Origin of the sequence: Pseudomonas sp. UBA4617 (assembly GCF_002386445.1) — a bacterium.
In the GTDB taxonomy this organism is placed as follows: Bacteria; Pseudomonadota; Gammaproteobacteria; order Pseudomonadales; family Pseudomonadaceae; genus Aquipseudomonas.
This window is the reverse complement of the sequence record NZ_DGIR01000014.1, coordinates 21,271-44,786: the sequence shown is the minus strand read 5'-3', so window position 1 is coordinate 44,786 and position 23,516 is coordinate 21,271. Positions and strand designations below refer to the sequence as shown.

Here is a 23,516-nt window from a genome sequence, read left to right as displayed (position 1 = left end):
ATGCGTATCGACGGTTTTACCCCGCAGTCCTACCCGATCAAGCGCACGCCGCGCAAGGCTGCGGTGCGCGACGAGGCGATCGACGATGCCGAGCTGGTCGAAGAGGCCGAAGTCGCTCCTCAGGAAGCCACTGCACGCCGTCGCAGCGGTGGCCTGCCGGCGCGCCAACAGGACATGATCTTCCCCCGCGCACGGGACCGCCGTACCGCCACGGCGCTGGCCAGCTACCTGAGCACCGCCGGTTTTACCGACTGGGACATGGAAGTACTGGGGCTGGACCTGTACATTTGAGGGATGACGCCATCCCCCCTGCCTTATTTTCTCGGTTGTCCGTCCTGGAGCGAAAACGCCTGGCGTGACTACCTGTACCCCGCCGACGCCAACAGCAATGAGATGCTTGGTTTCTACAGCCAGGTGTTCAATGCAGTCGAGGGCAATACCACCTTCTATGCACGCCCGGCTCCTGGCACCATCGCCCGCTGGGCGCAGGTGATGCCCGAGCATTTTCGCTTTACCGCCAAGTTTCCCCGGGATATCAGCCACGCCGGCGACCTGCGCAAGCAACTCGAGCCCGCCTTCGCCTTTACTCGCCTGATGGCCCCGCTGGGCCCGCGTGTATCACCGTACTGGCTGCAATTGCCGGCCCAGTTCGGCCCCGCCCGGCTGGGCGAACTTTGCCAGTTTCTCGACCAGGCTGTGGTACCGGTGGCGGTGGAAGTGCGCCATCAGGCCTTCTTTGCCAAGGGTGAAGAAGAGCGGCTGCTTAACCGCCTGCTGCACGAGCGTGGCGTGGAGCGCATCTGCCTGGATCCGCGTGCGCTGTTCAGCTGCACCTCGCGCGACCCGGCAGTGCTGCATGCGCAAGCGAAAAAGCCCAGGGTACCGCCACGCCCCGCGGCCTTCAGCCAGCACCCACAGGTGCGCTTCATCGGCCATCCGCAGCTGGAGGCCAACGAGGCGTTTCTCATTCCTTGGGTGGACAAGGTGGCCGGTTGGATCGAGGAAGGCCGCAGTCCGTACATCTTCCTGCACACTTCGGACAACCGCCTGGCTGCCGCCCTGGCCCAGCATTTTCACCAACGCCTGATGCGGCGCCTGCCAGGGCTTGCCGCGCTGCCGGAATTGCCGCGTGCACCCGAGGTCGAACAACTGGGACTACTTTGAGTACCCTGACTTCCGGAGGTTGAACCATGGATGTGCAAACCCTGCGAGCCGAAGCCTTCAAGGCCTTGCATGAGCGTGACAGCGCTTTCGTCATCCCCAACCCCTGGGATGCCGGCTCTGCCAAGCTGCTGGCCAGCCTGGGCTTCGAAGCGCTGGCGACTACCAGTGCCGGCCTTGCCTTCAGCCTCGGCCGGCCCGACGCCGAAGGCGCCTTGAGCCTGGACGATACGCTGAGCAATGCCGGCGCAATCGTCGATGCCACGGCATTGCCGGTGGCTGCGGATCTGGAAAACGGCTTCGGCGACCTGCCGGAAAATTGCGCCCAGGCCGTTTCGCGCGCTGCCGAAGTGGGCCTGGTGGGCGGTTCCATCGAAGATGCCAGTGGCCGTAGCGACATGCCGATCTATGACCTCGGCCTGGCGGTAGAGCGTGTGCGCGCAGCCGTGCATGCCGCGCGCAGCCTGCCGTTCCCGTTCACCCTCTGCGCGCGGGCCGAGAACCTGTTGCACGGCCGCCTGGACCTGGACGACACCATCCAGCGCCTGCAGGCCTATGCCGAAGCCGGTGCCGATGTGCTCTATGCGCCGGGGCTACGCACTGTCGAGGAAATCCGTGCGGTGGTGCAAGCCGTTGCGCCGCGGCCGGTCAACGTGCTGATGGGCATGCCAGGCGTGCCATTGAGCGTCAACCAGCTGCAGGACCTCGGTGTACGCCGTATCAGTGTCGGCTCGTCGCTGGCCCGGGCCGCGCTTGGGGCTTTCCACCGGGCTGCGCTGGAAATTCGCGAAGAGGGCACGTTCGGCTACGGTGAGCAGGCCTTGCCGTTCGCCCAGCTCAACGAGCTGTTGCGCCGCTGATGCGGGGCGTGCTGGCGCTGCTGGTCGGCCTGCTGGCACTGGCCGGCCTGGCCTGGCACTTCGGCTGGCGGCCGCCGCCGGCGTGGAACCCCTGGGCTCCACTGGACGTGCGCCAGCGGCCCAACCTGCTGACCCCGTACAAGCTGTCACGCCTGCGGGATGACCCGCTACTGTGTCGCCAGGCGCTGGAAACCAGCCGCCTGCGCTACCGCGCGCAAGCCGACAGCCCTGCGTCAGCCGACTGCCCGCTGCACAACGTCTGGCGCATCGAAGGCGGCCAGGCGCGGCTCAGTAGCAGCTTCCTCGCCAGTTGCCCGCTGGCAGTGGCCTACGCGCTGTTCGAGCAGCACGGCTTGCAGCCTGTGGCGCAGCGGGTGTTGGGCCAGCCCGTGATGCAGGTCGACCACCTGGGCAGTTTTGCCTGCCGCAACCTGTACCATCGCAAACAGGGCAGCCTGAGCCAGCACGCCACGGCCAACGCCCTGGATATCAGCGGTTTTCGCCTGCAGGACGGTCAGCGTATCGTGCTGGCGCGCGACTGGCAGGCGGGCGGACGCAAGGCGGACTTCCTGCGCGAGGTACAGCAGGCGGCCTGCGAGAGTTTCAGTACGGTATTGGGGCCAGACTACAACGCGGCGCACCGCGACCACTTTCACCTGGACATGGGGCGCTGGCAGATCTGCCGTTAGCCTCAGGCTCTCAGGCGTGCACGCGCACGTTGTTCAGCACCACCGGGCGTGCCCAGTGCAGGTCGAACGCCAGCTCGGTCTGCTGCTTGGCCAGGGTGATGTCGTCGTACGGTTCGGGCGCCGGGTCCAGCAGGTCGGTCTCGAATTCGGCGATGGGCAGGAACAACGGCCGTGGGGCTGGGCCCGGGCCAGGCTCGGCAACCGGCTGGCCCTGGCTCATCACCACCGGGCGTAGCCAACTGTTGCTGATATCCAGTTGACGCTGCTGCTCGATCAGTTCGACCGCGCTGAACGGCTCGGGGGCAGGCGGCAACAGGTTGGCCTCGAGTTCGGCCTTGGGCAGGAACAAAGGCTCGGGCGGTGCCACCACCGTGTCATGCACCGGGCAGGTTCGTTGGGCGTCGATCAGCGCCAGGGCACGTGCGCCACCGATGGGTTCGCCACTGTCCTGGTCATAACGGACGAACGACTGGCTGACGCTATCCGCTGGCTCTTCCTGCTGCTCGGCCATGGCCCGGGCAAAAAAATCCTGCCACAGGTGGCTGACGCCCCCGAGTGCCTGGGTGTTGTGCTGACTGTAGTTGCCGACAGGCGACAGGTAGGTCAGGCCGATGGGAAGAGTATCTGTCATGGGCAGTCGCGCGCGTTGTGCTCTGGCAGAATAGCGGAATATTGCCTGTATCGGCCGTGATGGCCGATACCTTAATGGCTGGGTTCAATTTTCAGGTGTGAATGATGGAAGAGCAGGGCACAGGTATCCGGGTCGAGGCACTGTCGGCGGAATTCGAGGGGCGAGCTGCGGCATGGGCCGAGCGCCTCGGCCTGCCGCTGCAGGACGAGGCCGCCGGGTTTGCCGTGCAGGTCGGTGTCGATGGCCTGCAGATCCAGCAGTTGGGCCCGCAGGCACCGGGGCCGGTACGGGTGGACTTTGTCGAGGGCCAGGCTGCGCACCGGCGCCAGTTTGGCGGTGGCACCGGGCAAATGATTGCCAAGGCCGTGGGCGTTGCCCAAGGGGTACGGCCGCAGGTGCTCGATGCCACGGCGGGGCTGGGCAAGGATGCCTTCGTGCTGGCCAGCCTGGGCTGCCAGATGACCTTGATCGAACGCCAGCCGTTGATCGCCGCGCTGCTGGAGGACGGCCTGGCGCGGGCCCAGGCTGATGAAGAAGTGGCGCCGATCGTCGGGCGCATGCGCCTGCTGAACGGCAATGCCATCGAGCGCATGCGTGCCTGGGAAGGGGAGGCGCCGCAGGTGATCTACCTCGACCCGATGTTCCCGCACCGGGACAAGAGCGCCTTGGTGAAGAAGGAAATGCGCGTATTCCGGCCACTGGTGGGGGATGACCTGGACGCCCCGGCCCTGCTTGAAGCGGCCCTGGCCCTGGCCAGCCACCGGGTGGTGGTGAAGCGTCCACGCAAGGCACCGATCATCGATGGGCCGAAGCCGAGCCACAGCCTGCAGGGCAAGTCGAGCCGGTATGACATTTACCCGAAGAAGGCGCTCAAGGCCTGAACCAAGGGGTGCAACACCCCTGCAGGAGCGGCGCGGCTCAGGGTTGGAACGCTCGCAAGAACACCCCGACCACCTCGCGCACATGCGCCTCGGCCTCATCGCCCTCCAGCGGCCCCGCACATCCGAGCAGCAGGCGATAATCCGGGGCGCCCTTGACCAGGCAAAAGAAGTGCTCCGCCGCCCGTAGCGGGTTGTCGATATGCAGCAGCCCGCGCGCATGCGCCTCGCGCAGCAGCGCTTCCATCCCCGTCAGCACACGCTTGGGCCCGGCCTCGTAGAAATATTCGCCGAAACTCGGGTCCAGGCTGCCCTGGGCCATGATCAGGCGGCTGAGCTTGACTGCTTCGTCACTGCTGATCAGCGCCTGGAAGCCACGGGCAATGCTCAGCAGCACCTCTTCCACCGGGGCGCCATCGGGGTACTCGAACAGCAGGTCGGGCAGCTGGATTTGGCAGGTGGCCATGACCGCTGAGCCGAACAGCGTCTGCTTGTCGGTGAAGTGGCTGTACACGGTAAGTTTGGAAACACCTGCCGCCGCAGCGACCGCATCCATGCTGGTGTTGGCATAACCAAGGCTTAGGAACAGCGCCTTGGCCGCTTCGAGAATCGCTTCGCGCTTGGCCAGGTCCTTGGGCCGGCCTGGGCCTATGGGTGCGTCGTGGGACATGGGAACCCGCATTTTTTCAAAAGGTTGCTCATCTTACCGGCTCGAACGGCTTGCGGCTGCAGGTAAAACCATGTGACAGCAAAGTCATGCCATGCGTCGTTGTTTGGTTGATATCAGATTGTAGGCCTAATAGCATCATCGGCTTTTTCGCCCTACTGCTTTGCATTCGAAGGATCGAATATGCTTCCCCCCTCCTTGAGCCAGCGTGCGGTTGGCCGGCTCGCATGCGCCCTATTGGCCATTTTCGTGGATGCTGCCAGTGCAGCGCCGATGGGCACTCCCGGCGACCAGGACCTGATTCGCGAGCGCCAGAACCGCCTGCTGGAAGAGCAGCAACGGCGGCTGGAACAGTTGAAGGAACTGCCTGGCAAAGGCGCCGAAACGGCCGCGCCGGCCAAGCCCGTCGACAGCCGTTGTTTTCCTATTGACGATATCGTGCTGGACGGCGCCGATGCGCTTTCGTCCTCGGAGCGCGAGCGCCTGGTCAAACCCTATCTTGGCCAGTGCCTGGGTGTCGCGCAGCTGAACGCGCTGCTCAAGGACATCACCGACCTCTACATTGGCAAAGGCCTGGTCACCAGCCGCGCCTACCTGCCCCAGCAGGACCTGTCCAGCGGCCACCTGAAAGTCATCGTGGTGGAAGGGCGCCTGGAAGGCCTGAAACCGGCGCCAGGCAGCAAGCTGTCGGTGCGCGAACTGGACATGAGCTTTCCTGGCCAGGTTGGCGAACTGCTGGACCTGCGCCAGATCGAGCAAATGGTCGATCAGCTCAATCGCCTGCCGTCCAATCAGGCGCAAATGGAGTTGACCCCGGGCCAAGCGGTGGGTGGCAGCGAGGTGGTGGTGCGCAATACCCCACAAAAGCCCTGGCGCGTGGGCCTGTCGCGCAGTAACGACGGCCAGCGCAGTACCGGTGAGCAGCAGTGGGGCAGCAGCCTGGAATGGGACAGCCCGCTGGGCCTGGCCGACCAGCTGCTGCTGCGTGGCAGCCACGATGCCATCAGCGACCACCAGAAAACCTCGCACAGCGCCATGCTCTACTACAACCTGCCGTTCGGCTGGTGGAACCTCAGCTACAGCTACAGCCAGAGCGAGTACCGCTCGCTGGGCGAGGCTTCGGGGTTCAACTTCAAGCAGACCGGTGACAGCCAGAACCACCAGCTGCGCCTGGAACGGGTGATCCACCGCGATGCCCAGAGCAAGACCTCGCTCAACACCGGCCTGAGCTACCTGCGCACCAACAACTTCATCGAAGACAGCAAGCTGGACACCAGCAGCAACCGCCTGAGTGAAGCGCAATTCGGCATCAACCACGGGCGGCGTCTCGGCAACGCCTTCGTCAACATCGACCTGGGCATGCAGGACGGCATCGGCGCCTTCGATGCCCAGCGTGAAGACCAGCGCAGCATTACCGGCAAGCGCCAGCCCAACGCCCGCTACCGCAAGTACACCGCCACGGTCAGCTACCTGCAGCCGTTCACGCTGTGGGGTGAGCAGCTGGTGTTCAGCAGCCTGGTCACCGGCCAACGCAGCGAAGACCTGCTGTTCAGCCCGCAACGCATGAGCCTGGGCAGCCAGTCGTCGATCCGTGGTTACAAGGACCAGAGCCTCAATGGAGACAGTGGCTACTACTGGCGCAACGATGTGCGCTGGAGCCGGCCGGTGGCCTGGGACTGGTTGCGGCCGGTGCTGACCGAGTATGGCCTGGGCCTGGCCTACGACGTCGGCGCCATTCGCCATGATCGCTACAACAGCGGGCAAAGCGGCCGGCTGTCCAGCGATGCACTCGAGCTGTTCGCCCGCGGCAAGCACCTGGCCGCCAGCGTGACCTTCGCCCACTCGCTCGAGCGAGCCGCGGCCATCGAGGCGCGAGAAACGCCGGTCTTCTTCCGCCTGGACTGCTTCCTTTAACACCGTTTTTCCCGAGTACTGACATGGACGTTCGTCAATTCGCCTTCCTGGCCCGCCAGCCTTCGGCTGCCCTGCAACCACGCCAGACCTTCTGGGGCTTGTCCAAGCGTGGGCTGGCTTTCATGCTGGCCAACATGATGTTCTGGCAGCCGCTGGTGGCCATGGCCGACGGCATCGTGGTCAACGGCAGCGGCACCCACCTGGGCCAGGCCGGCAATGGCGTGCCCATTGTCAATATCGCTGCGCCCAGCGCTGCCGGGCTGTCGCACAACAAGTTCAGTGACTACAACGTCGGCCAGCAAGGCGTCATCCTCAACAACGCTACCGACCGCGCCCAGGCCACCCAGCTGGGCGGCATCATTCTCGGCAACAGCAACCTCGGCGGCCGTGCGGCGAGCACCATCCTCAATGAGGTCAATGGTGGCAACCCGAGCCAGCTCAAGGGCTATACCGAGGTGGCCGGGCGCTCGGCCCATGTCATCGTCGCCAACCCTTATGGCGTCACCTGCAACGGCTGCGGTTTCATCAACACGCCGAAGGCCACGCTGACCACCGGCAAGCCAGTGATCGAGAACGGGCAACTGCAGCGCTACCAGGTGGAGCAGGGCAGTGTCGCCATCGAAGGCGCCGGGCTCAACGCCAGCAACGTCGACCAGTTCGAGATCATTACCCGCAGCGCCAGGATCAACGCCGAGATCCAGGCCCGCCAGCTGGCGCTGGTGGCCGGCAGCAACGACGTGGATGCACACAGCCTGGCCGCCACTGCCCGTAGCGCCGACCCGGCTCAGGCCCCGCAGTTGGCCATTGACTCCTCGGCATTGGGCGGCATGTACGCCAACACCATCAAACTGGTGGGCACCGAGGCCGGCGTGGGGGTGAAGCTGGACGGCAAGCTGATTGCCAGCGGCGGCGATATCCAGCTCGATGCCAACGGCCAGTTGCGTATGGCCGAGGCCATCGCAGCCAAGGGCTCGGTAGCGATCACGGCTGGCCAGCTTGATGCCCAGGGCGCGGTGTATGCCGGCAACGAACTGAAGATGCGCACCCACGGGGACCTGAACAACCGCCAGGCCCTGGCTGCCGGGCAACGCATCAGCCTCGACAGCGGTGGGCGCCTGAGCAACCAGGGCATCATCGAAGCGGGTGTCAACGCCGACAATAGCCGCAATGCCACGGGCGACGTGCGTGTGAACGCCACGCAGGTGGACAACCATGGCCACACCGTGGTGGCCAGCCGCGACCTGAGCGTCACGGCACGGCAAGGTCTGAACAACCAGGGCGGCACCCTCGCTGGCCAGCGGCAACTGGCCGCCAGTGCCGGCACCCTCGACAACCGCAACGCCGGCCGCGTGCTCAGTGGCAGCCAGGCCGACGTCACTGCCTCGAGCCTGCTCAATGGCCAAGGCGGGCTGATCGACGGCGCGACCGTGAACGCCAAGGTCGGCCAGCTGGACAATACCGCCGGCACACTGCGCGCCGGCCAGCACCTTGGCCTGACGGCCAGCGCTGCGCTGGATAACCGTGGTGGCCAGCTCACCAGCCTGCAGACCCTCAGCCTCGAGGCTGGCCAGGTGAACAACAGCGATGGCGGACGCATCGCCAGCAACCAGGCGCTGCGCGCCGGTGTCGCCGGGCTCGACCAGCATGATGGCGGCCGCCTGACCAGTGCCAGCGAGCTGAGCCTGGACCTGAACAAGGGCCAGCTGAACAACCAGGGCGGCCTGATCAATGCGCCGCGCCTGACCCTGAGCAATCTCGACAGCGTGGATAACCGCCAGGGCGAGATTTCCAGCGCCCAGGCCTTCGCACTGGTCGCCCGCAGCCTCGACAACAGCCTCGGCAAGCTGCTCGGCAACCAGAACCTGACCGTGCAGCTGGAGCAGGCGCTGAACAACACCGGCGGCCTGGTTTCCGCAAGCGGCGTTGATGTGCGTGCCGCCAGCCTGGACAACCATCAGGGGACCCTGACCAGTCGTGCCAACCTGGCGCTGCAGGTGGCAGGTGCCAGCAACAACCAGGCAGGCGAGATTGCCAGCGTCGGCACCACCAGCCTCAAGGGCGGCCGCCTGGACAACCGGGCAGGGCAGGTGACCGGTGATGCGGCACTGCAGGTGGCCCTGGCTGGCGCCCTGGACAATCGCCAAGGCTTGCTCGGCGCTGGCGGGGCGATCGACCTGCAGGCCGCCAGCCTCGACAACCGCCAGGCCGGCAGCCTGGTCGGCGACGCTGGCCTGGCTGCCCGGGTGGCCGGGCTGCTGGACAACCAGCAAGGTGAGATCAACGTCAAGGGTGGCCTCGACCTGCGCGCCGGCAAACTCGACAACCGCGCCGGCAAACTGCGCGCAGGCCAGGAGGCGCGGCTGGATGTCGACCAGTTGGACAATCGCCAGCAAGGGCTGCTGAACAGCCTGGCGGCGTTCAGTTACAAGGGCAAGCAGCTGGACAACCGTGGCGGCCTGCTCAGCGCCGCCGGGCCGCTTCGCCTGGAGGGCGACCACCTGGACAACAGCGGCGGCAGGGTTTCCAGCCAGCGCGCGCTGGTGGCCCAGCTTGGCCGCATCATCAACCAAGCGGGCGAGCTGGTCGCGCAGGGCGACCTGCTGCTCACCGGCACCAGCCTCGACAACCGCAGCAACGGCCTGGTCGGCGGTACCAGCGCGTTGCAGCTGAATGTGGCCGAAATCGACAACCGTGGCGGGGAGATCTCCACCAGTAAAGGCGTGACGCTGCAAGGCAGCCGTCTGGACAACAGCGACAGTGGCAAGGTCCTTGCCGGTAGCCACCTGCAACTGCAGATGGCCGAGGTGATCAACCGTAACCTCGGCCTGCTGTCTGCTGCGGGCCCGCTGACCCTGGTTGGCCAGCAACTGAACAACAACCTCGGGCGCCTGGTCAGTGGCGGCAACCTGAACATCGGCTTGGCGGGCGGGCTGGCCAACCAGCAAGGGCTGATCACTGCCGAAGGGCGCCTGGGCGCCACTGTCGGTAGCCTGGACAATAGCACTGGCAAGCTTTCCAGCGCTGCCGACCTGACCCTGGCCAGCGCCGGCGCACTGCGCAACCGCAACGGCTCGATCACCACCGACGCCGGGTTGGCCCTCACCAGCCGCAGTCTCGATAACGGCGAGGCCGGCCTGCTCAGCAGCAAGGGCGCGGCCAGGCTCGACACCGGGGCCTTCGACAACGGCCAAGGCGCACAGCTGCTCAGCGGTGATCGCCTCGACCTGAAAGCCGGCCAGCTCAACAACGGCCAGGGCAGCCGCATCGCCAGTGAAAAGGCACTGGTCGCCAGCATCACTGGCCTGGCCCAGGACGGTGGCCAGCTGTTCAGCAAAAGCGCCTTGACCCTCGACCTGAACCACGGCCAGCTGCGCAACCGCCAGGGCCTGATCAACGCCCCCCTGCTGGTGCTGAACAACCTTGCCGAGGTGGATAACCAACAGGGCGAGATCTCCAGCGCCCAAGCCTTCACCGTGGCCGCGCGCAGCCTGGACAACAGCAATGGCCGGCTGATCGGCGAGCACGGCCTGACCCTGCGTATCGAGCAGTTGCTGAACAACCTCAAGGGCCTGGTATCGGCCGATGGCCTGGACCTGCACAGCGGCAGTCTGGACAACAGCCAAGGCCTGATCAGCAGCCGTGCCGGCCAGGCACTGGTCGTCGACGGCGAGCTGCTCAACCAGGGCGGTACGCTGATCGCTGACCAAAACCTGGACATGCAGGCCAATAGCCTGGTGAACCAGCAGGGGCAGGTTTCCGCAGGGGGTGAGTTACAAGCGCAAGTCGACGCCCTCGATAACCAGGCCGGCATACTGGTTGCCTCTGGGCGCCTGAAGCTGACCGGTGGCACGCTCGACAACCGCCAGGGCGGCCTGGTAGGCGCGACCCGAGGCCTGAACCTGCACGTCGCGGCGGTAGACAACCGCGCTGGCGAGCTGTCGAGCAAGATGGATGTCGTGTTGGGCGGCTCCCGCCTGGACAACAGTGACGGCGGCAAGGTGCTGGCCGACGGCAAGTTGCAGCTGGCCGTCGCCGACGTGATCAACCGTAGCAAAGGCGTGCTCTCGGGCAAAACCGGCGTGAGCCTGAGCGGCGACAGTCTGGACAACGCCGGCGGCCTGCTGTTCAGCCAGCAAGCCTTGGATGCGACGCTGCAAGGCAAGCTGGACAACCGCCAGGGCCTGATCAGCGCCGAGGGCACCCTGGGGTTGACGAGCAACGCACTCGACAACCGCGCTGGCAGCGTTTCCAGTGCCGGGGCATTGACCCTCAAGCACACCGGCAACCTCCTCAACCAGGGCGGTGAACTGGTCACCGATGCTGCGCTGCAACTCAGCGCGGCCCAGGTCACCAACACCGACCAGGGCACCCTCAGCGCCAAAGGGCCGGCCAACATCGCGGCCGGTAGCCTCGACAACAGCCGCAACGGCCGCATCGACAGCGGCGCCAACCTTGGCCTGACTACCGGCCAGCTGAGCAACCACGACGGCGGGCGCATCGCCAGTGTTGGCGCCCTGGAGGTCAATGCCACTGGGCTTGACCAGCAAGGTGGCAAGCTGTTCAGCAACAGCGCCCTGACCCTGGACTTGAACCACGGTCAGCTGGACAACCGTCAGGGCCTGATCAATGCCCCGATGCTGGTGCTCAAAAACCTCGATGGGGTGAATAACCAGGGCGGCGAGATCTCCTCGGCCCAGGCCTTCACCCTGGCTGCGCACAGCCTGGACAACGGCAGCGGCAAGGTGCTGAGCAATCAATCGCTGACTCTGCGCATCGACCAGGCCTTGAGCAACATCAAAGGCCTGGTAGCCGCCGCGACCCTCGACACACGCGCTGCCAGCCTGGATAACACTGGCGGCACGCTGACCAGCCGTGGCGGCCTCGGCCTGCAACTGGCGGGCGGCCTGAACAACGGCCAGCAAGGCCTGATCAACGCCGCTGGCCTGCTGGATATCGCGGCCCGCTCTGTCGACAACCAGGCGGGTTCGCTGCTGGGCAGCGTCATCCGCATCGACTTCGGCAGTGCCACCGGCGATCTCAACAACGACGGCGGCCTGATCACCACCGATGGCACGCTGAACCTCGACCATCTGCGCGACCTGAGCAACCGCAGCGGTGAAATCTCTACCCGCCAGAATCTCGACCTGGCCGGCCGCAACCTGGACAACAGCACCGGCAAACTGATCAGCAGTGGCCAGCTGGACGTCACCGCCCAGCGCCTGCTCAACCAGGGCGGCCTGGTCTCCGGTTGGCAGGGCCTGGGCGTGAATCTGGGTAGCCTCGACAACCGCAACCAGGGCACCCTGTCCAGCCGCAACGGCGCGCTGCACGCACAAGTCAGTGGCGACCTGCAGAACAGCGCCGGTGGCGCGCTGGTTAGCCAGCAGGCCCTGAGCGTGATTGCGACCAACCTCGATAACAGTGGCGCTGGCATCCTCTCCAGCGCGGGTGGGCAGCGCCTGACCCTCAGTGGCCTGTTGAACAACGCCCAGGGTGGCCTGATCGACAGCGGCGCGGCCCTGACCCTCAACGCCATGGCCTTGGGCAATGGCGCCGGCAGCATTAGCGCTCAGCAGGCACTCGAGGTGAATGCCGGCAGCCTGGACAACAGCGCCGGCAGGCTGATCGGTAACGCCGCCGTCACCCTCAAGCTGCTCGGCGCACTGACCAACCGCAACGGCAAGCTTGCCAGCGCCGGCCCCCTGCGCATCGACAACGCCGCTCAGATCGACAACCAGGGCGGCCAGATCGCCAGTCAGGGGCTGCTGGGCCTGTTCGCCGCCAGCCTGGACAACCGCAATCGCGGCACCGTGGCGGCCAACCAGCAGCTGACCCTGGCTGTTGACGGCCAACTGCTGAACAGCGCCGATGGCCTGATCTACAGCCAGAGCGGCGGTGCCGATGTGCGCGCCGCCAGCCTGGACAATGCCAAGGGCACCCTGCAGAGCCAGGGTGCCTTGCGCCTGGCCAGCGGTGATATCGACAATCAGAGTGGCCGCATCCTGGCCGACGCTGGCGATCTCGACGTCACGGCCGGCAACCTGGACAACCGCGGTGGCGTGCTGGTCAGCCTGCAAGGCAAGTTGGCCGCTGATCTGCGCGGCGTGCTGAAGAACGGTTACGACCTGAACAACAACCGCCAGGGTGGCATCACCCAGGCCCAGGCCCTCGACCTCAAGGTGCTGGGTGGCATCGACAACTATGGCGGGCGGATTGCGGCACAGGCCGGCGACGCCCTGGTCACCACCGGCGATTTCGACAACCGCAACGGTGGCCTCTACGCCCAGGGGCTGGTCAAGGTTACCGGTGGCAATTTCGACAACAGCGGCGACAACGATGGCCAGATCGCCGGCCAACGCATCGATCTCGACCTCAGCGGTGCGCTGAACAACCGCCTGGGCATCATCGAAAGTGACAGCACCCTGGCGATCAAGGCGGCCAGCCTCGACAACCAGACCGGCCAATTGCGTGCACTGGGCACCAGCGGCGCCACGCGCTTCCAGATCGGCGGGCTGTTCGACAACCGCAACGGCACACTGGAAACCGCCAATAGCGACCTCGGCTTCACAGTCGGCAACTTCTTTAACGCGGGCGGCAGCCTGCTGCACGTCGGCAGTGGCAACTTCGCCATCAGCACCGCCAATGTCACGGGCGCCGGCGGCAGTATCGTCACCCGCGGCGGCCTGACCCTCAACGCTGGCAGCTGGAGCAATAGCAACGTCATCCAGGCCGGGCGCCTGACGCTCAATGTCGGCAACTTCAGCCAGACCGCCAACGGCCAGTTGCTGGCCAGCGAAGCGCTGGTCGGCAGCGGCAGCGACTGGAGCAACGACGGCCTGATCGCCAGTGACGGCAGCTTCAGCCTCAACCTTGGCGGCACCTATGCCGGCAATGGCCGCCTGAGCAGCCGTGGCACCCTCGGCCTCAGCGCCGCACAGGTATACCTGGGCAGCGCCGGCAGCATTGCCGGCGGAGGCGCCACCAGCGTCTTGGTAGCCGGGCAACTGAACAATGCCGGGCGCCTCACTTCTGCTGCCGCGCTCAATCTCGGCGCGGGCGGCGTCAATAACCAGGGTACTTTGGGTGCTGGCGAAGCACTGACCGTGACCACTGGCGCCCTGGTCAACAGCGACCACGCGCTGATCTTCAGCGGCAAGGACATGGGCCTGCGGGTCGCCAGCCTGAGCAACAGCTATGCCGACGTCTACAGCCTGGGCCGCCTGACCATCGACCGCGACGGCCAGGGTGGCCTGGCCAGCAGCATCGTCAACCGTTCCGGCTCGCTGCAGAGCGACCTGTCGATGAGCCTGGCGGCGAGCACCATTCACAACGTGCGGGCCGTGCTGCAGACGGAGGACAAGGGCATCTATACGGCCCGCGTCGGCGAGGTGGCCTGCATCGAGGGCTATAACGCCGGCGACTGCGGTGGCAAGCGCAACCACGTCTGGGAGATCGTCCAGCGTGACAAGTTCGAGGTGATCGACGCCAGCGCCGCCTCCAGCATCACCACCGGCGGTAACCTGACCATCCAGGGCGCAGACCTGCTCAACAGCAGCAGCACCATCGGCGCTGCTGGCAACCTGGTAGCCAAGGTCGGCAGCCTGACCAACAGCGGTGTGGAAACCGGTGAGACCGAAACCACACGCATTTTCCGTTCCGAGCGCACCCGCAATGCCGGTGCCTGGTACCAGCTCGCCAGCTCGATCACCAGCCAATACTGGTATGAAAGCCCCGGTTACAACCCTGACAACCTGGGGGGCCTGCAAGCCGACCTGGCCAGGTTCATCGGCATGACCGAAGCGGAGCTGGTGATCCTGGGCAGCACCCGCAAACTGGCGGCTGGCGACCAGAGCTACGCCGCCGTGATGCAGGCCAATGGCGCAGTGAACATCAGCGCTGGCAATGGCATCGACAACAGCGTCGTGCGCCCGGGCTATGCCTACATCGGCAGCGGTGCGCGTACCGATACCACGGCGCCCGGCACGGCATTCTCCACCCGCATCACCCTCAACCAGCAGTTGCCGCCAGACCTGGCCCAGCAGCAGGTCAACCCGCTGACGCTGCCCGGCTTCAGCCTGCCCAGCGGGCAGAACGGCCTGTTCCGCCTGAGCAGCGAGGCTGGCAGCACACCCGCCAGCGGCCCGCAAAGCTGGAGCATGGGCGGCGCGAGCCTGAGTGTGGCGCAGCGTCAGCAGCCGTTGCCGCTGGCCCAGGGGAGTGCGCTCAGCATCGGTGCTGCCGACCAGGCAATTGCTAGCAGCACCACCCTGAGCACTGCCGACCGCACGCAGGCTAACGTCGCCGGCAATGCCAGCGCGGTCGACACCAGCCTGCCCGGCAACGTTGCTGGCCCCGTGCTGCCAGGTCGCTCGGTCGTGGACGACGGCATCAGCCAGGCCGCCACGCTCAATGGCCAGGGCCCGCTCACCCTCGAGCGCGTGCAAGGCCTGCCCGACAGCAACGTGCGCAGCAACCCGCACAAGTACCTGATCGAAACCAACCCGGTGCTCACCGACCTCAAGCAGTTCATGAGTTCCGACTACCTGCTGGCGAACCTTGGTTACAACCCGGATGAAAGCGCCAAGCGCCTGGGCGATGGCTTCTACGAGCAGAAGCTGATCCAGCAGGCCGTGGTCGCCCGCACCGGGCAGCGCTACATCGATGGCCAGAACACCGACGAACAGTTGTTCAAGTACCTGATGGACAACGCCATCCAGAGCAAACAAAAGCTCAACCTGGCGGTGGGCGTGAGCCTGACCTCTGAACAGGTGGCGGCGCTGACCCACGACATCGTCTGGCTGGAAAGCGCCGAGGTGAACGGCGAGCAGGTGCTGGTGCCGGTGCTCTACCTGGCCCACGGCAACAACCGCCTGGCGCCCAACGGCGCGCTGATCGCCGGCAACGATGTCAACCTGATCGCCGGCCAGAACCTCGACAACGTCGGCACCCTGCGCGCCAGCAACAACCTCTCGGCCAAGGCCGGCAACAACCTGGTCAACAGCGGCCTGGTCGAGGCTGGCAACCGCCTCGACCTGCTGGCTGGCAACAACCTGGTGAACAAGGCCGGCGGCATCATCGCCGGGCGCGACGTCAGCCTGTCCGCCGTACAGGACGTGATCAACGAACGCACCCTGACCTCGCACCAGAGCAGCAACGGCAGCTACGCCCAGCAGCGCGACTTCGTCGACACCGCCGCCCGCGTGGAAGCCGCGAACAACCTGGCGATCAACGCCGGGCGCGACCTGAGCAACCACGGTGGCGTGCTCAGCAGCGCTGCCGACACCCGCCTGAAGGCTGGTCGCGATGTGAAGCTGACCTCGGTCGAGCAGGTCGTGGTCAACGACCGCGGCGTACGCCACACCGACAGCAGCGTTACCCAGAACGGCTCGAGCGTGCAGGCCGGGCGTGACCTGATTGTCAGCGCCGGGCGCGATATCAGCGCGGTGGCCAGTGCAATCGAGGCCAAGCGGGATGTGGCGATGGCTGCGACGGGCGATCTGCAGCTGGCAGCGGCCGCCAACGAGCAGCACTCGGCGAGCAAGACCCGCAAAGTCACCAGCCAGGAGGACCATGTCCAGCAGGTGGGCAGCACCGTGGTGGCTGGCGGCAATGTGGCCTTGAAGGCTGGAGACGACCTTGTCCTGAGCGCCAGCCGCGTGACTGCAGGCGATGAGGCATACCTTTACGCCGGCGGCGATGTGAAGCTGGCCGCGGAGGAGAACAGCGACTACAGCTACTATCGCAAGACCAAGACCAGCCACTCCGGGCTATCCAGCAGCCAGAAGACCCGCATCGACAGTTCGAGTGCCATCACTCAGCAAGGCGCGTCGGTCAGTGGTGACACGGTGGTCGTTCGCGCCGGGCAGGATATCGGCGTGTCGGGCAGCAGCATCGTGTCGACCAACGACACCAGCCTGCTCGCGGGTCGCAACGTGCAGATCGACAGCGCGACCGAAACGTTCGAACAAAGCCACGCCAGTTCGAAGAAGAAGTCGGGCCTGCTCAGCAGCGGTGGCATCGGCTTCACGTTGGGCTCAACCAGCCTGGAAAAAACCTCGACCAGCACCAGTGAGAACGCCAAGGCCAGCACTATTGGCAGTGTGCTGGGCAATGTCACCATCGAGGCGGGCAAGGACCTCGGCATCAAGGGGTCGGAGGTTATCGCCGGCAAGGACATCACCCTGGTCGGGCAGAACGTCGAGATCATTGCTGCCGAAAACCACAACAGCAGCGAGCAGACCTCCAAGAGCAAGAGCAGCGGCTTGACCCTGGCGCTGTCCGGTACGGTTGGCAGTGCCATCGACACCGCTTACCAGATTACCAAGCAAGCGACCCGGGAAGAGGACAGCCGGCTTTCTGCCCTTCAGGGCATCAAGGCCGGCCTGACCGGTGTTCAGGCCTGGCAGGCTGCCCAGCAGAACGGCGGCATGACGGCGGCTAATGCTGGCCAGTTCGTGGGCGTCGCCGTATCGCTGGGCGGGCAGAAGTCGAGCTCGCGGCAGACCCAGGAACAGACCGTCAGCCAGGGCAGCAGCCTGACCAGTGGCAACGACCTGAGCATTGTGGCCACCGGCAATGGGGCTGGCAGCGGCGGCGACATCCGGGTCCAAGGCAGCCAGCTCAAGGCCGGCAACGACCTGCTGTTGTCCGCTGAACGCGACATCCAGCTTGAGGCTGCGGCCAATACGCAAAAGCTCGATGGCAAGAACAGCAGCAGCGGCGGCGCCATCGGCGCCAGCATCGGTGTTGGTTCCGAAGGTGGTGGCCTCAGCATCTTTGCCAACGCCAACAAGGGCGCTGGCAACGAGAAAGGCAACGGCACGACCTGGACCGAAACCACCCTCGATGCCGGTAATGAGGCGACCCTGCGCAGCGGCCGGGATACCGCGCTCAAAGGCGCGCAGGTCAACGCCGGGAAGATCACCGCTGACGTGGGGCGTGACCTGACGCTACAAAGCCTGCAGGACACCGACAACTACAAGTCCAAGCAGAGCAACGTCAGCGGCGGGCTGAGCGTCACCATCATCGGTACCGGCGGGGCGAGCGGCAGTCTCAGCGCCAGCAAGACCAAGCTCGACTCCAAGTACCAGAGCGTGCAGGAGCAGACCGGTCTGTTCGCCGGCAAGGACGGTTATCAGGTCGATGTCGGCAAGCACACCCAGCTCGACGGCAGCGTCATTGCCAGTACCGCCGATGCCGACAAGAACCGCCTGAGCACCGGCACCCTGGGCTGGAGCAGTATCGAGAACAAGGCCGAGTTCAAGAGCCAGATGGCCAGCGCCAGCATCAGCGGTGGCAATGGTGGCACTGACAGGTTCACCAGCAACATGCCAAGCGGCACGTTGATCGCTTACAACCACAGCGGCAGTGCCAGCGGCACCACGGCTTCGGCCGTTTCCGAGGGCACGCTGGAAATCCGTGACCCAGGCCGGCAGCAGCAGGATGTGGCCAGCCTCAGTCACGACGTCGAGCATGCCAACGACAGCATCAGCCCGATCTTCGACAAGGAGAAGGAACAGCGGCGGCTGCAGCAGGTGCAGCTGATGGGTGAAATCGGCACACAGGTATCGGACATCGTCCGTACCGAGGGTCAGCTGAAGGCCGACAAGGAGGCGCGTGCGGAACTCGATGCACGCGGCATCCCGGCGCCGGGTAAAGGGGCAAGCGATGAGGCGGTCAAGGCGTACCAGGAACAACTGGTCGCCACTGAGGCTTACCAGCGCATCATGGGTAAGTACGGCACCAGTGGTGATTACCAACGCGTGACCCAGGCCGTGACAGCGGCACTGCAAGGTCTGGCGGGCGGTGATATCGGTTCTGCGCTGGCAGGCGCATCGGCACCGTACCTCGCGCAGGTGATCAAGAAATCCACTGGCGACGATACTGCACTCAACGTCATGGCTCACGCAGTGTTGGGTGCCGTTGTCGCCCAGGCGCAGGGCAACTCGGCGGCGGCCGGTGCAGCGGGTGCGGCCGGCGGCGAGCTGGTTGCCCGCCTGATCACTCAGCAATTGTATGGCACCAGCGACAGCAACTCGCTCAGCGAAGAACAGAAACAGACCGTTTCTGCGCTTTCGACGCTGGCAGCCGGGCTTTCGGGTGGCCTGGTGGAAGGTAATAGCGCTGGGGCGGTCGCAGGTGCTGGTGCGGGGCGTAACGCGGTTGAAAACAACCTGCTGGCGAACAAGTACGGCGTTGAACGGCTGGATGCAGCCAGCCGGGCGTTGTACGAGAAGCTCAAGGCTGCTGGTATTGGCAGCATTGATGAGTTGCACGAGCGGTATAAAGCCTGTGGAGGAAATAGCGGCTGCGAGGTTGGTATTCGTGATGAGTACCGGCAGCAGGAGAAACAGGCTGGGGAAAAGCTTGTTGAGCTGTACCAGAGCGGCAGGCTGAGCAAAGCGGAATACGATGTTCTGGTAACGGACTATGCCCTTGCGATGATGAGGGGGGTAGTGGACGCGCAGAAGAGCGACGCGGACGCGAGCTTCCTTGATGTCTATGCGCTGTCGGGCAGCGACTGGTCGCCAATGGGCGTTGTTGCCAATCCGTATGTGAAGGCGATCAGAGCGAGTGAGCTGATTGCGGAATGGAGTCGGCAAGGGTTAAGTGAAGAGGCAATCAATGAGCGGGCACGTCAGGATGGCTTGCTCGGCTCGACCTTGGCACCGGTGGATGTGCCAAGGATCATCAGCCTTGTCGATAAAGGTGCTTCGCGGGATGATGTAGTAAAATTGGCGGCGGTGCTGATACTAGGCAAAGCTACCAGCGGTGCAAAAGCGACTGGAAATCCGGTAGTTGATGCTGAAAAAACAGCCTTGGATCGCATTGGACAGAACCCTAAAGGTCCTGATCTGACAGGCAAGCAGCCTGGCACTGTACTGCAAGCGCAATCACAGAAGAGAATTGATGATCTCGCTGTGCAGTTCAACACCAAATCAATTGAGCCGAAAGATTTTCAATTGAATTTGGGCGGTAAAGTTTTGAAGACCGATCCGCAGGTTAGCAAGGGCGCACCAGTCTATGTGGGGGCTACCACATCGGATGTGATGTCTTACTTTAGACAGTTAGCCGGGGCTGGGAATATGCCTTCAGCCAAAGTAATTCCTGGGAAGGGGACAATATACACAGCCAAAACTGACGCAGGGGCTAAAATAACCCTTCGAGACTTTTCCACATCTTCGCAGCAGACGGGAGCTTCCTGGACGATAGATGTTCTGGATAAGTCTATTAATGGCGGAAGAATGGTGGAGATTAAATTCAAGTGATTGACAGTCTCTATAAGTCGGTTCTACGGAGCGCGTTTGGGCTTCCAATGGGAGCCATATGGCAGCATATGACAGTTGAGCTTGTTGGTTCGTCTGTTGATTACGCACGCCGAATCGAACTGTTCTTTTCTCTGATGGATCGCTTGATGTCGGAGGGGAATATAAGACTTGCACATGATGGCCTTTTCCTTGTGGGTGCTATTCAAAATCAGCTCGATGTGCTCAAGGAGGCATGGCCTGAAGAGCCGGGTGAAGACGATCTTGATGGGTTCGGGCTTTGGTTTATAACAGAGGCCCCTGCTGGGGTTGTGTGGATAGACTCGGATGGGAAGGAGTTCTGGACGTAGCTTGTAAGCTGGGTTTGGTTCAAAAGCGACTGGCAATCCGGTAGTTGATGCTGAAAAAGCAGCTCTGGAGCGAATTGGATAAAATTCTAAAGGTCCAGATCTTACAGGCAAGCAACCAGATACCGTACTTGCTGCGCAGGCCGCAAAAATTACTGCCCCAATTGACTTTGACGGTCACATTATTCGGGCCGAGGTAAAGGCCAACGGAAATGTAGTGGGTGGGCACTCAACTGTGACGGGCGATGTCCGCGTTATTCCGGGGACTGAATCAGCGCCAAACGCAAAAGGTGTTTATAGCGCAAAGATCGAAGTGGCTGACCCAAGCAATCCTGGAAGCTTTTTGCCAAAAACGAACAATGGAGGTGTGTCTACGATGTTTCCGAAATCGTGGTCTTCCGATAGGATAAAAGTAGAAGTTGATGTTGCTTTCAAAAACAAGACGATAACAGGTAATAAGTGGACGGGCACTACTCCAAGTGGCGTGAAAGTTGAGGGCTATCTTAACCCTAAGACGACAGTTATCCGAAGCTATAGGTGCTAGGCTTATATGAAAATAATTTTCTTCTGGGATGGCGAAGGTAACACTCGCGAGCCTTGCTGTCGGTCTGATGTGCTAGGCCGTGATGGAATAGATTTCTTAGCGTGCTTGCTGACTGATCATGGCGGCCAAAGATATGAAAGCACCATAGCTTGGCTGGATGAAGGGCTATCTAGAGTCGCCTCAGTAAGGTCTGGAGCTATTAGTAGTTGTGATTGGAGTCGTGATGGTTGGGGCGTGGAGCTTAATGATGGAGTTGCAAAAATATATTCGCTATATGATGAGGATTATTCTTCAATTATGGCAATTGACGACTTTGAGAAGGCTCTATTAGACTGGAATAAATTCATTTTGACTATCTGAAGATGCAAAAGTAACTGGGAGGAATTACGTTGATATTCTTTCTCCTGAAACCAAGCAACATATTCTGTATGGCGATAAACCTGGCAGCGGTGGACATATGTGGCCAGGCAGCAAGGGAAGACCTTTTTTCCTAAAAGCAAGGCCTGGCGGGCGGTGATATCGGTTCTGCGCTGGCAGGCGCATCGGCACCGTACCTCGCGCAGGTAATCAAGAAATCCACTGGCGACAATAAAGCACTCAACGTCATGACCCATGCAGTGTTGGGTGCCGTTGTCGCCCAGGCGCAGGGCAATTCGGCGGCGGCCGGGGCGGCGGGTGCGGCCGGCGGCGAGCTGGTTGCCCGCCTGATCACTCAGCAGTTGTATGGCACCAGCGACAGCAACTCGCTCAGCGAAGAGCAGAAGCAGACCGTTTCTGCGCTGTCGACGTTGGCAGCCGGGCTTTCGGGTGGCCTGGTGGAAGGTAATAGCGCTGGGGCGGTCGCAGGTGCTGGTGCGGGCCGTAACGCGGTTGAAAACAACCTGCTGGCGAACAAATACGGCGTTGAACGGCTGGATGCAGCCAGCCGGGCGCTGTACGAGAAGCTCAAGGCTGCTGGTATTGGCAGCATTGATGAGTTGCACGAGCGGTATAAAGCCTGTGGAGGAAATGGCAACTGCGAGGTTGGTATTCGTGATGAATACCGGCAGCAGGAGAAACAGGCTGGGGAAAAGCTTGTTGAGCTGTACCAGAGCGGCAGGCTGAGCAAAGCGGAATACGATGTTCTGGTAACGGACTATGCCCTTGCGATGATGAGGGGGGTAGTGGACGCGCAGAAGAGCGACGCGGACGCGAGCTTCCTTGATGTCTATGCGCTGTCGGGCAGCGACTGGTCGCCTATGGGCGTTGTTGCCAATCGGTATGTGAAGGCGATCAGAGCGAGTGAGCTGTTTGCGGAGTGGAGAGGGCAAGGGTTAAGTGAGGAGGCAATCATTGAGCGGGCACGTCAGGATGGCTTGCTCGGCTCGGCTCGGCTCGACTCTGGCGCCGGTGGATGTGCCAAGGATCATCAGCCTTGTCGATAAAGGTGCTACGCGGGATGATGTAGTAAAATTGGCGGCGGTGCTGATACTAGGCAAAGCTACCAGCGGTGCAAAAGCAACTGGTGCAACTGAAGTTCCGGCTACGTCTGCAACTGCACGGGTAGGACTGCGGGAAGACCTAGCAGCGCAAGCCGGAATCCCTCGAAATATGGTGGAAGCTTCGGCGAATGTTTGGGGGAAATCCATTGATGATATCCAGCAGTCGTTCAAGATGGATGGTGCCAAGCTCACTTATGTGCCCCCGAAAACTGGAACATCTGGTAACGCGCAGGTGTACAAAGTTGAAGGTGGCACAACTGGCATTAAAGAGATTCAATATAGTCCATCTACTGTTGATGCCTCGGTCAAATCAGTGCATGTGGGTGAGTACTATAAAATTACATACCTTGATGGAAGTAAGGCTAAGGTCATTGATCCTGCGACTTACAGACCGACATTCCAGGGGCCTTCTAAGCTAATTTATGATGCAAATACGATATACTTGAATCCGCAAGGTCAGAAAGTGAAATTCAACCCTGCAACCAATGCGTGGATTTTCGAATGATGCCGCTAGATAGTTTTTCTATAGTTTGGGATGCTCCAATTATTCCTTGTGTATCACTTGCAGGAATACCGCTGCATGCTAGTGCTGTCGATCTGGAGGCTGTGCTTTCGAAATATTTGACTGATAAGAATTCTTTGCGGTATAGGTTTGAAGGGGCGCCAGACCTTTGTTTGAGTGGGTATGGTCTGGATGAGCGCGGTAATGGTGGTTATTCTTTTTCAATTTTTGATGATGAAATTGTCAGTGAGTTAAAAAAAGGAGTTCCTGCATTATCTGTTCTTATTCGTAGTGGGCGGGTGTACGCAGTTAAGGTTTATGACTTTAGCTTTCCAGGCGAGCCTACGCATAGATTTGTTTACAAGGGGCTTTTGTCGGAGTGCATAGGTTTGGGAAGTCTTGTTTCTGATATTTTGCCATTCACTAGCTTAGAGTTTGATGAGGCCGAAGAGTGGTTTTATACCGGTCGTGATTATGGTGCCCTTGAAGTTACGGGGTGGGGGGTTCCTCTGGAGGAGCAGCCGAACCAGCTTATTACAGCTATTTGTGTAATTCAGGCATGACAGGCCTGCATGTA

General features: G+C 62.7%; 15 protein-coding genes. 13 read left to right on the top strand and 2 right to left on the bottom strand.

Annotated elements, in window-relative coordinates; genetic code table 11:
- The 4 genes from B4L76_RS04815 to B4L76_RS04800 are packed head-to-tail and all read left to right on the top strand — an operon-like array spanning position 1 to position 2,710.
- A complete protein-coding gene (locus B4L76_RS04815; RefSeq protein WP_296230876.1) occupies positions 1 to 291 on the top strand; it encodes a hypothetical protein in 291 nt (96 codons plus the stop codon).
- A gap of 3 nt (positions 292 to 294) precedes the next feature.
- Complete coding sequence (locus B4L76_RS04810) at positions 295 to 1,164, top strand: DUF72 domain-containing protein (protein WP_296230875.1); 870 nt, start codon at positions 295 to 297, stop codon at positions 1,162 to 1,164.
- 26 nt (positions 1,165 to 1,190) lie between these two features.
- The gene (locus B4L76_RS04805) at positions 1,191 to 2,021 is read left to right on the top strand and encodes an isocitrate lyase/PEP mutase family protein (RefSeq protein WP_296230874.1); all 831 of its coding nucleotides are present in this window, start codon (positions 1,191 to 1,193) and stop codon (positions 2,019 to 2,021) included.
- Complete coding sequence (locus B4L76_RS04800) at positions 2,021 to 2,710, top strand: extensin family protein (protein WP_296230873.1); 690 nt, start codon at positions 2,021 to 2,023, stop codon at positions 2,708 to 2,710. Before B4L76_RS04805 ends, B4L76_RS04800 begins: the two co-directional genes overlap by 1 nt.
- 10 nt (positions 2,711 to 2,720) lie before the next feature.
- Here the strand turns inward: B4L76_RS04800 and B4L76_RS04795 are convergent, their stop codons facing one another.
- Positions 2,721 to 3,341, bottom strand: a complete 621-nt coding sequence (locus B4L76_RS04795; protein ID WP_296230872.1) for an energy transducer TonB — start codon at positions 3,339 to 3,341, stop codon at positions 2,721 to 2,723.
- A 104-nt stretch (positions 3,342 to 3,445) separates the two neighbouring features.
- On the opposite strand from B4L76_RS04795, the gene B4L76_RS04790 reads away from it, so the two are divergent.
- On the top strand, positions 3,446 to 4,222 hold the full coding sequence (locus B4L76_RS04790) for a class I SAM-dependent methyltransferase (RefSeq protein WP_296231077.1): 777 nt from the start codon (positions 3,446 to 3,448) through the stop codon (positions 4,220 to 4,222).
- Between the two features lie 37 nt (positions 4,223 to 4,259).
- On the opposite strand, the gene B4L76_RS04785 is transcribed toward B4L76_RS04790, so the two are convergent.
- Positions 4,260 to 4,901, bottom strand: a complete 642-nt coding sequence (locus B4L76_RS04785; protein ID WP_296230870.1) for a TetR/AcrR family transcriptional regulator — start codon at positions 4,899 to 4,901, stop codon at positions 4,260 to 4,262.
- A gap of 168 nt (positions 4,902 to 5,069) precedes the next feature.
- Here B4L76_RS04785 and B4L76_RS04780 point away from each other — a divergent pair, with 168 nt between their 5' ends.
- The 8 genes from B4L76_RS04780 (at position 5,070) to B4L76_RS04745 (ending at position 23,502) form a co-directional block, all read left to right on the top strand.
- Positions 5,070 to 6,800 (top strand): ShlB/FhaC/HecB family hemolysin secretion/activation protein, encoded by a 1,731-nt coding sequence (locus tag B4L76_RS04780; protein WP_296230868.1) that lies wholly within the window; start codon positions 5,070 to 5,072, stop codon positions 6,798 to 6,800.
- 23 nt (positions 6,801 to 6,823) lie between these two features.
- The gene (locus B4L76_RS04775; RefSeq protein WP_296230866.1) at positions 6,824 to 20,068 is read left to right on the top strand and encodes a hemagglutinin repeat-containing protein; all 13,245 of its coding nucleotides are present in this window, start codon (positions 6,824 to 6,826) and stop codon (positions 20,066 to 20,068) included.
- Complete coding sequence (locus tag B4L76_RS04770) at positions 20,065 to 20,415, top strand: DUF596 domain-containing protein (RefSeq protein WP_296230865.1); 351 nt, start codon at positions 20,065 to 20,067, stop codon at positions 20,413 to 20,415. The genes B4L76_RS04775 and B4L76_RS04770 overlap by 4 nt, the downstream gene beginning before the upstream one ends.
- A 214-nt stretch (positions 20,416 to 20,629) precedes the next feature.
- The gene (locus B4L76_RS04765) at positions 20,630 to 20,956 is read left to right on the top strand and encodes an EndoU domain-containing protein (RefSeq protein ID WP_414707163.1); all 327 of its coding nucleotides are present in this window, start codon (positions 20,630 to 20,632) and stop codon (positions 20,954 to 20,956) included.
- 6 nt (positions 20,957 to 20,962) lie between these two features.
- Positions 20,963 to 21,316, top strand: coding sequence for a hypothetical protein (locus B4L76_RS04760; RefSeq protein ID WP_296230864.1), 354 nt, complete (start codon positions 20,963 to 20,965; stop codon positions 21,314 to 21,316).
- A 245-nt stretch (positions 21,317 to 21,561) separates the two neighbouring features.
- Positions 21,562 to 22,380 carry a VENN motif pre-toxin domain-containing protein gene (locus B4L76_RS04755; protein WP_296230863.1) on the top strand — a complete coding sequence of 273 codons (819 nt, stop codon included), beginning with the start codon at positions 21,562 to 21,564 and terminating at the stop codon, positions 22,378 to 22,380.
- Positions 22,352 to 22,942, top strand: a complete 591-nt coding sequence (locus B4L76_RS04750) for a hypothetical protein (RefSeq protein ID WP_296230862.1) — start codon at positions 22,352 to 22,354, stop codon at positions 22,940 to 22,942. The genes B4L76_RS04755 and B4L76_RS04750 overlap by 29 nt, the downstream gene beginning before the upstream one ends.
- Positions 22,939 to 23,502 carry a hypothetical protein gene (locus B4L76_RS04745; protein ID WP_296230861.1) on the top strand — a complete coding sequence of 188 codons (564 nt, stop codon included), beginning with the start codon at positions 22,939 to 22,941 and terminating at the stop codon, positions 23,500 to 23,502. The genes B4L76_RS04750 and B4L76_RS04745 overlap by 4 nt, the downstream gene beginning before the upstream one ends.
- Positions 23,503 to 23,516 lie beyond the last annotated feature (14 nt).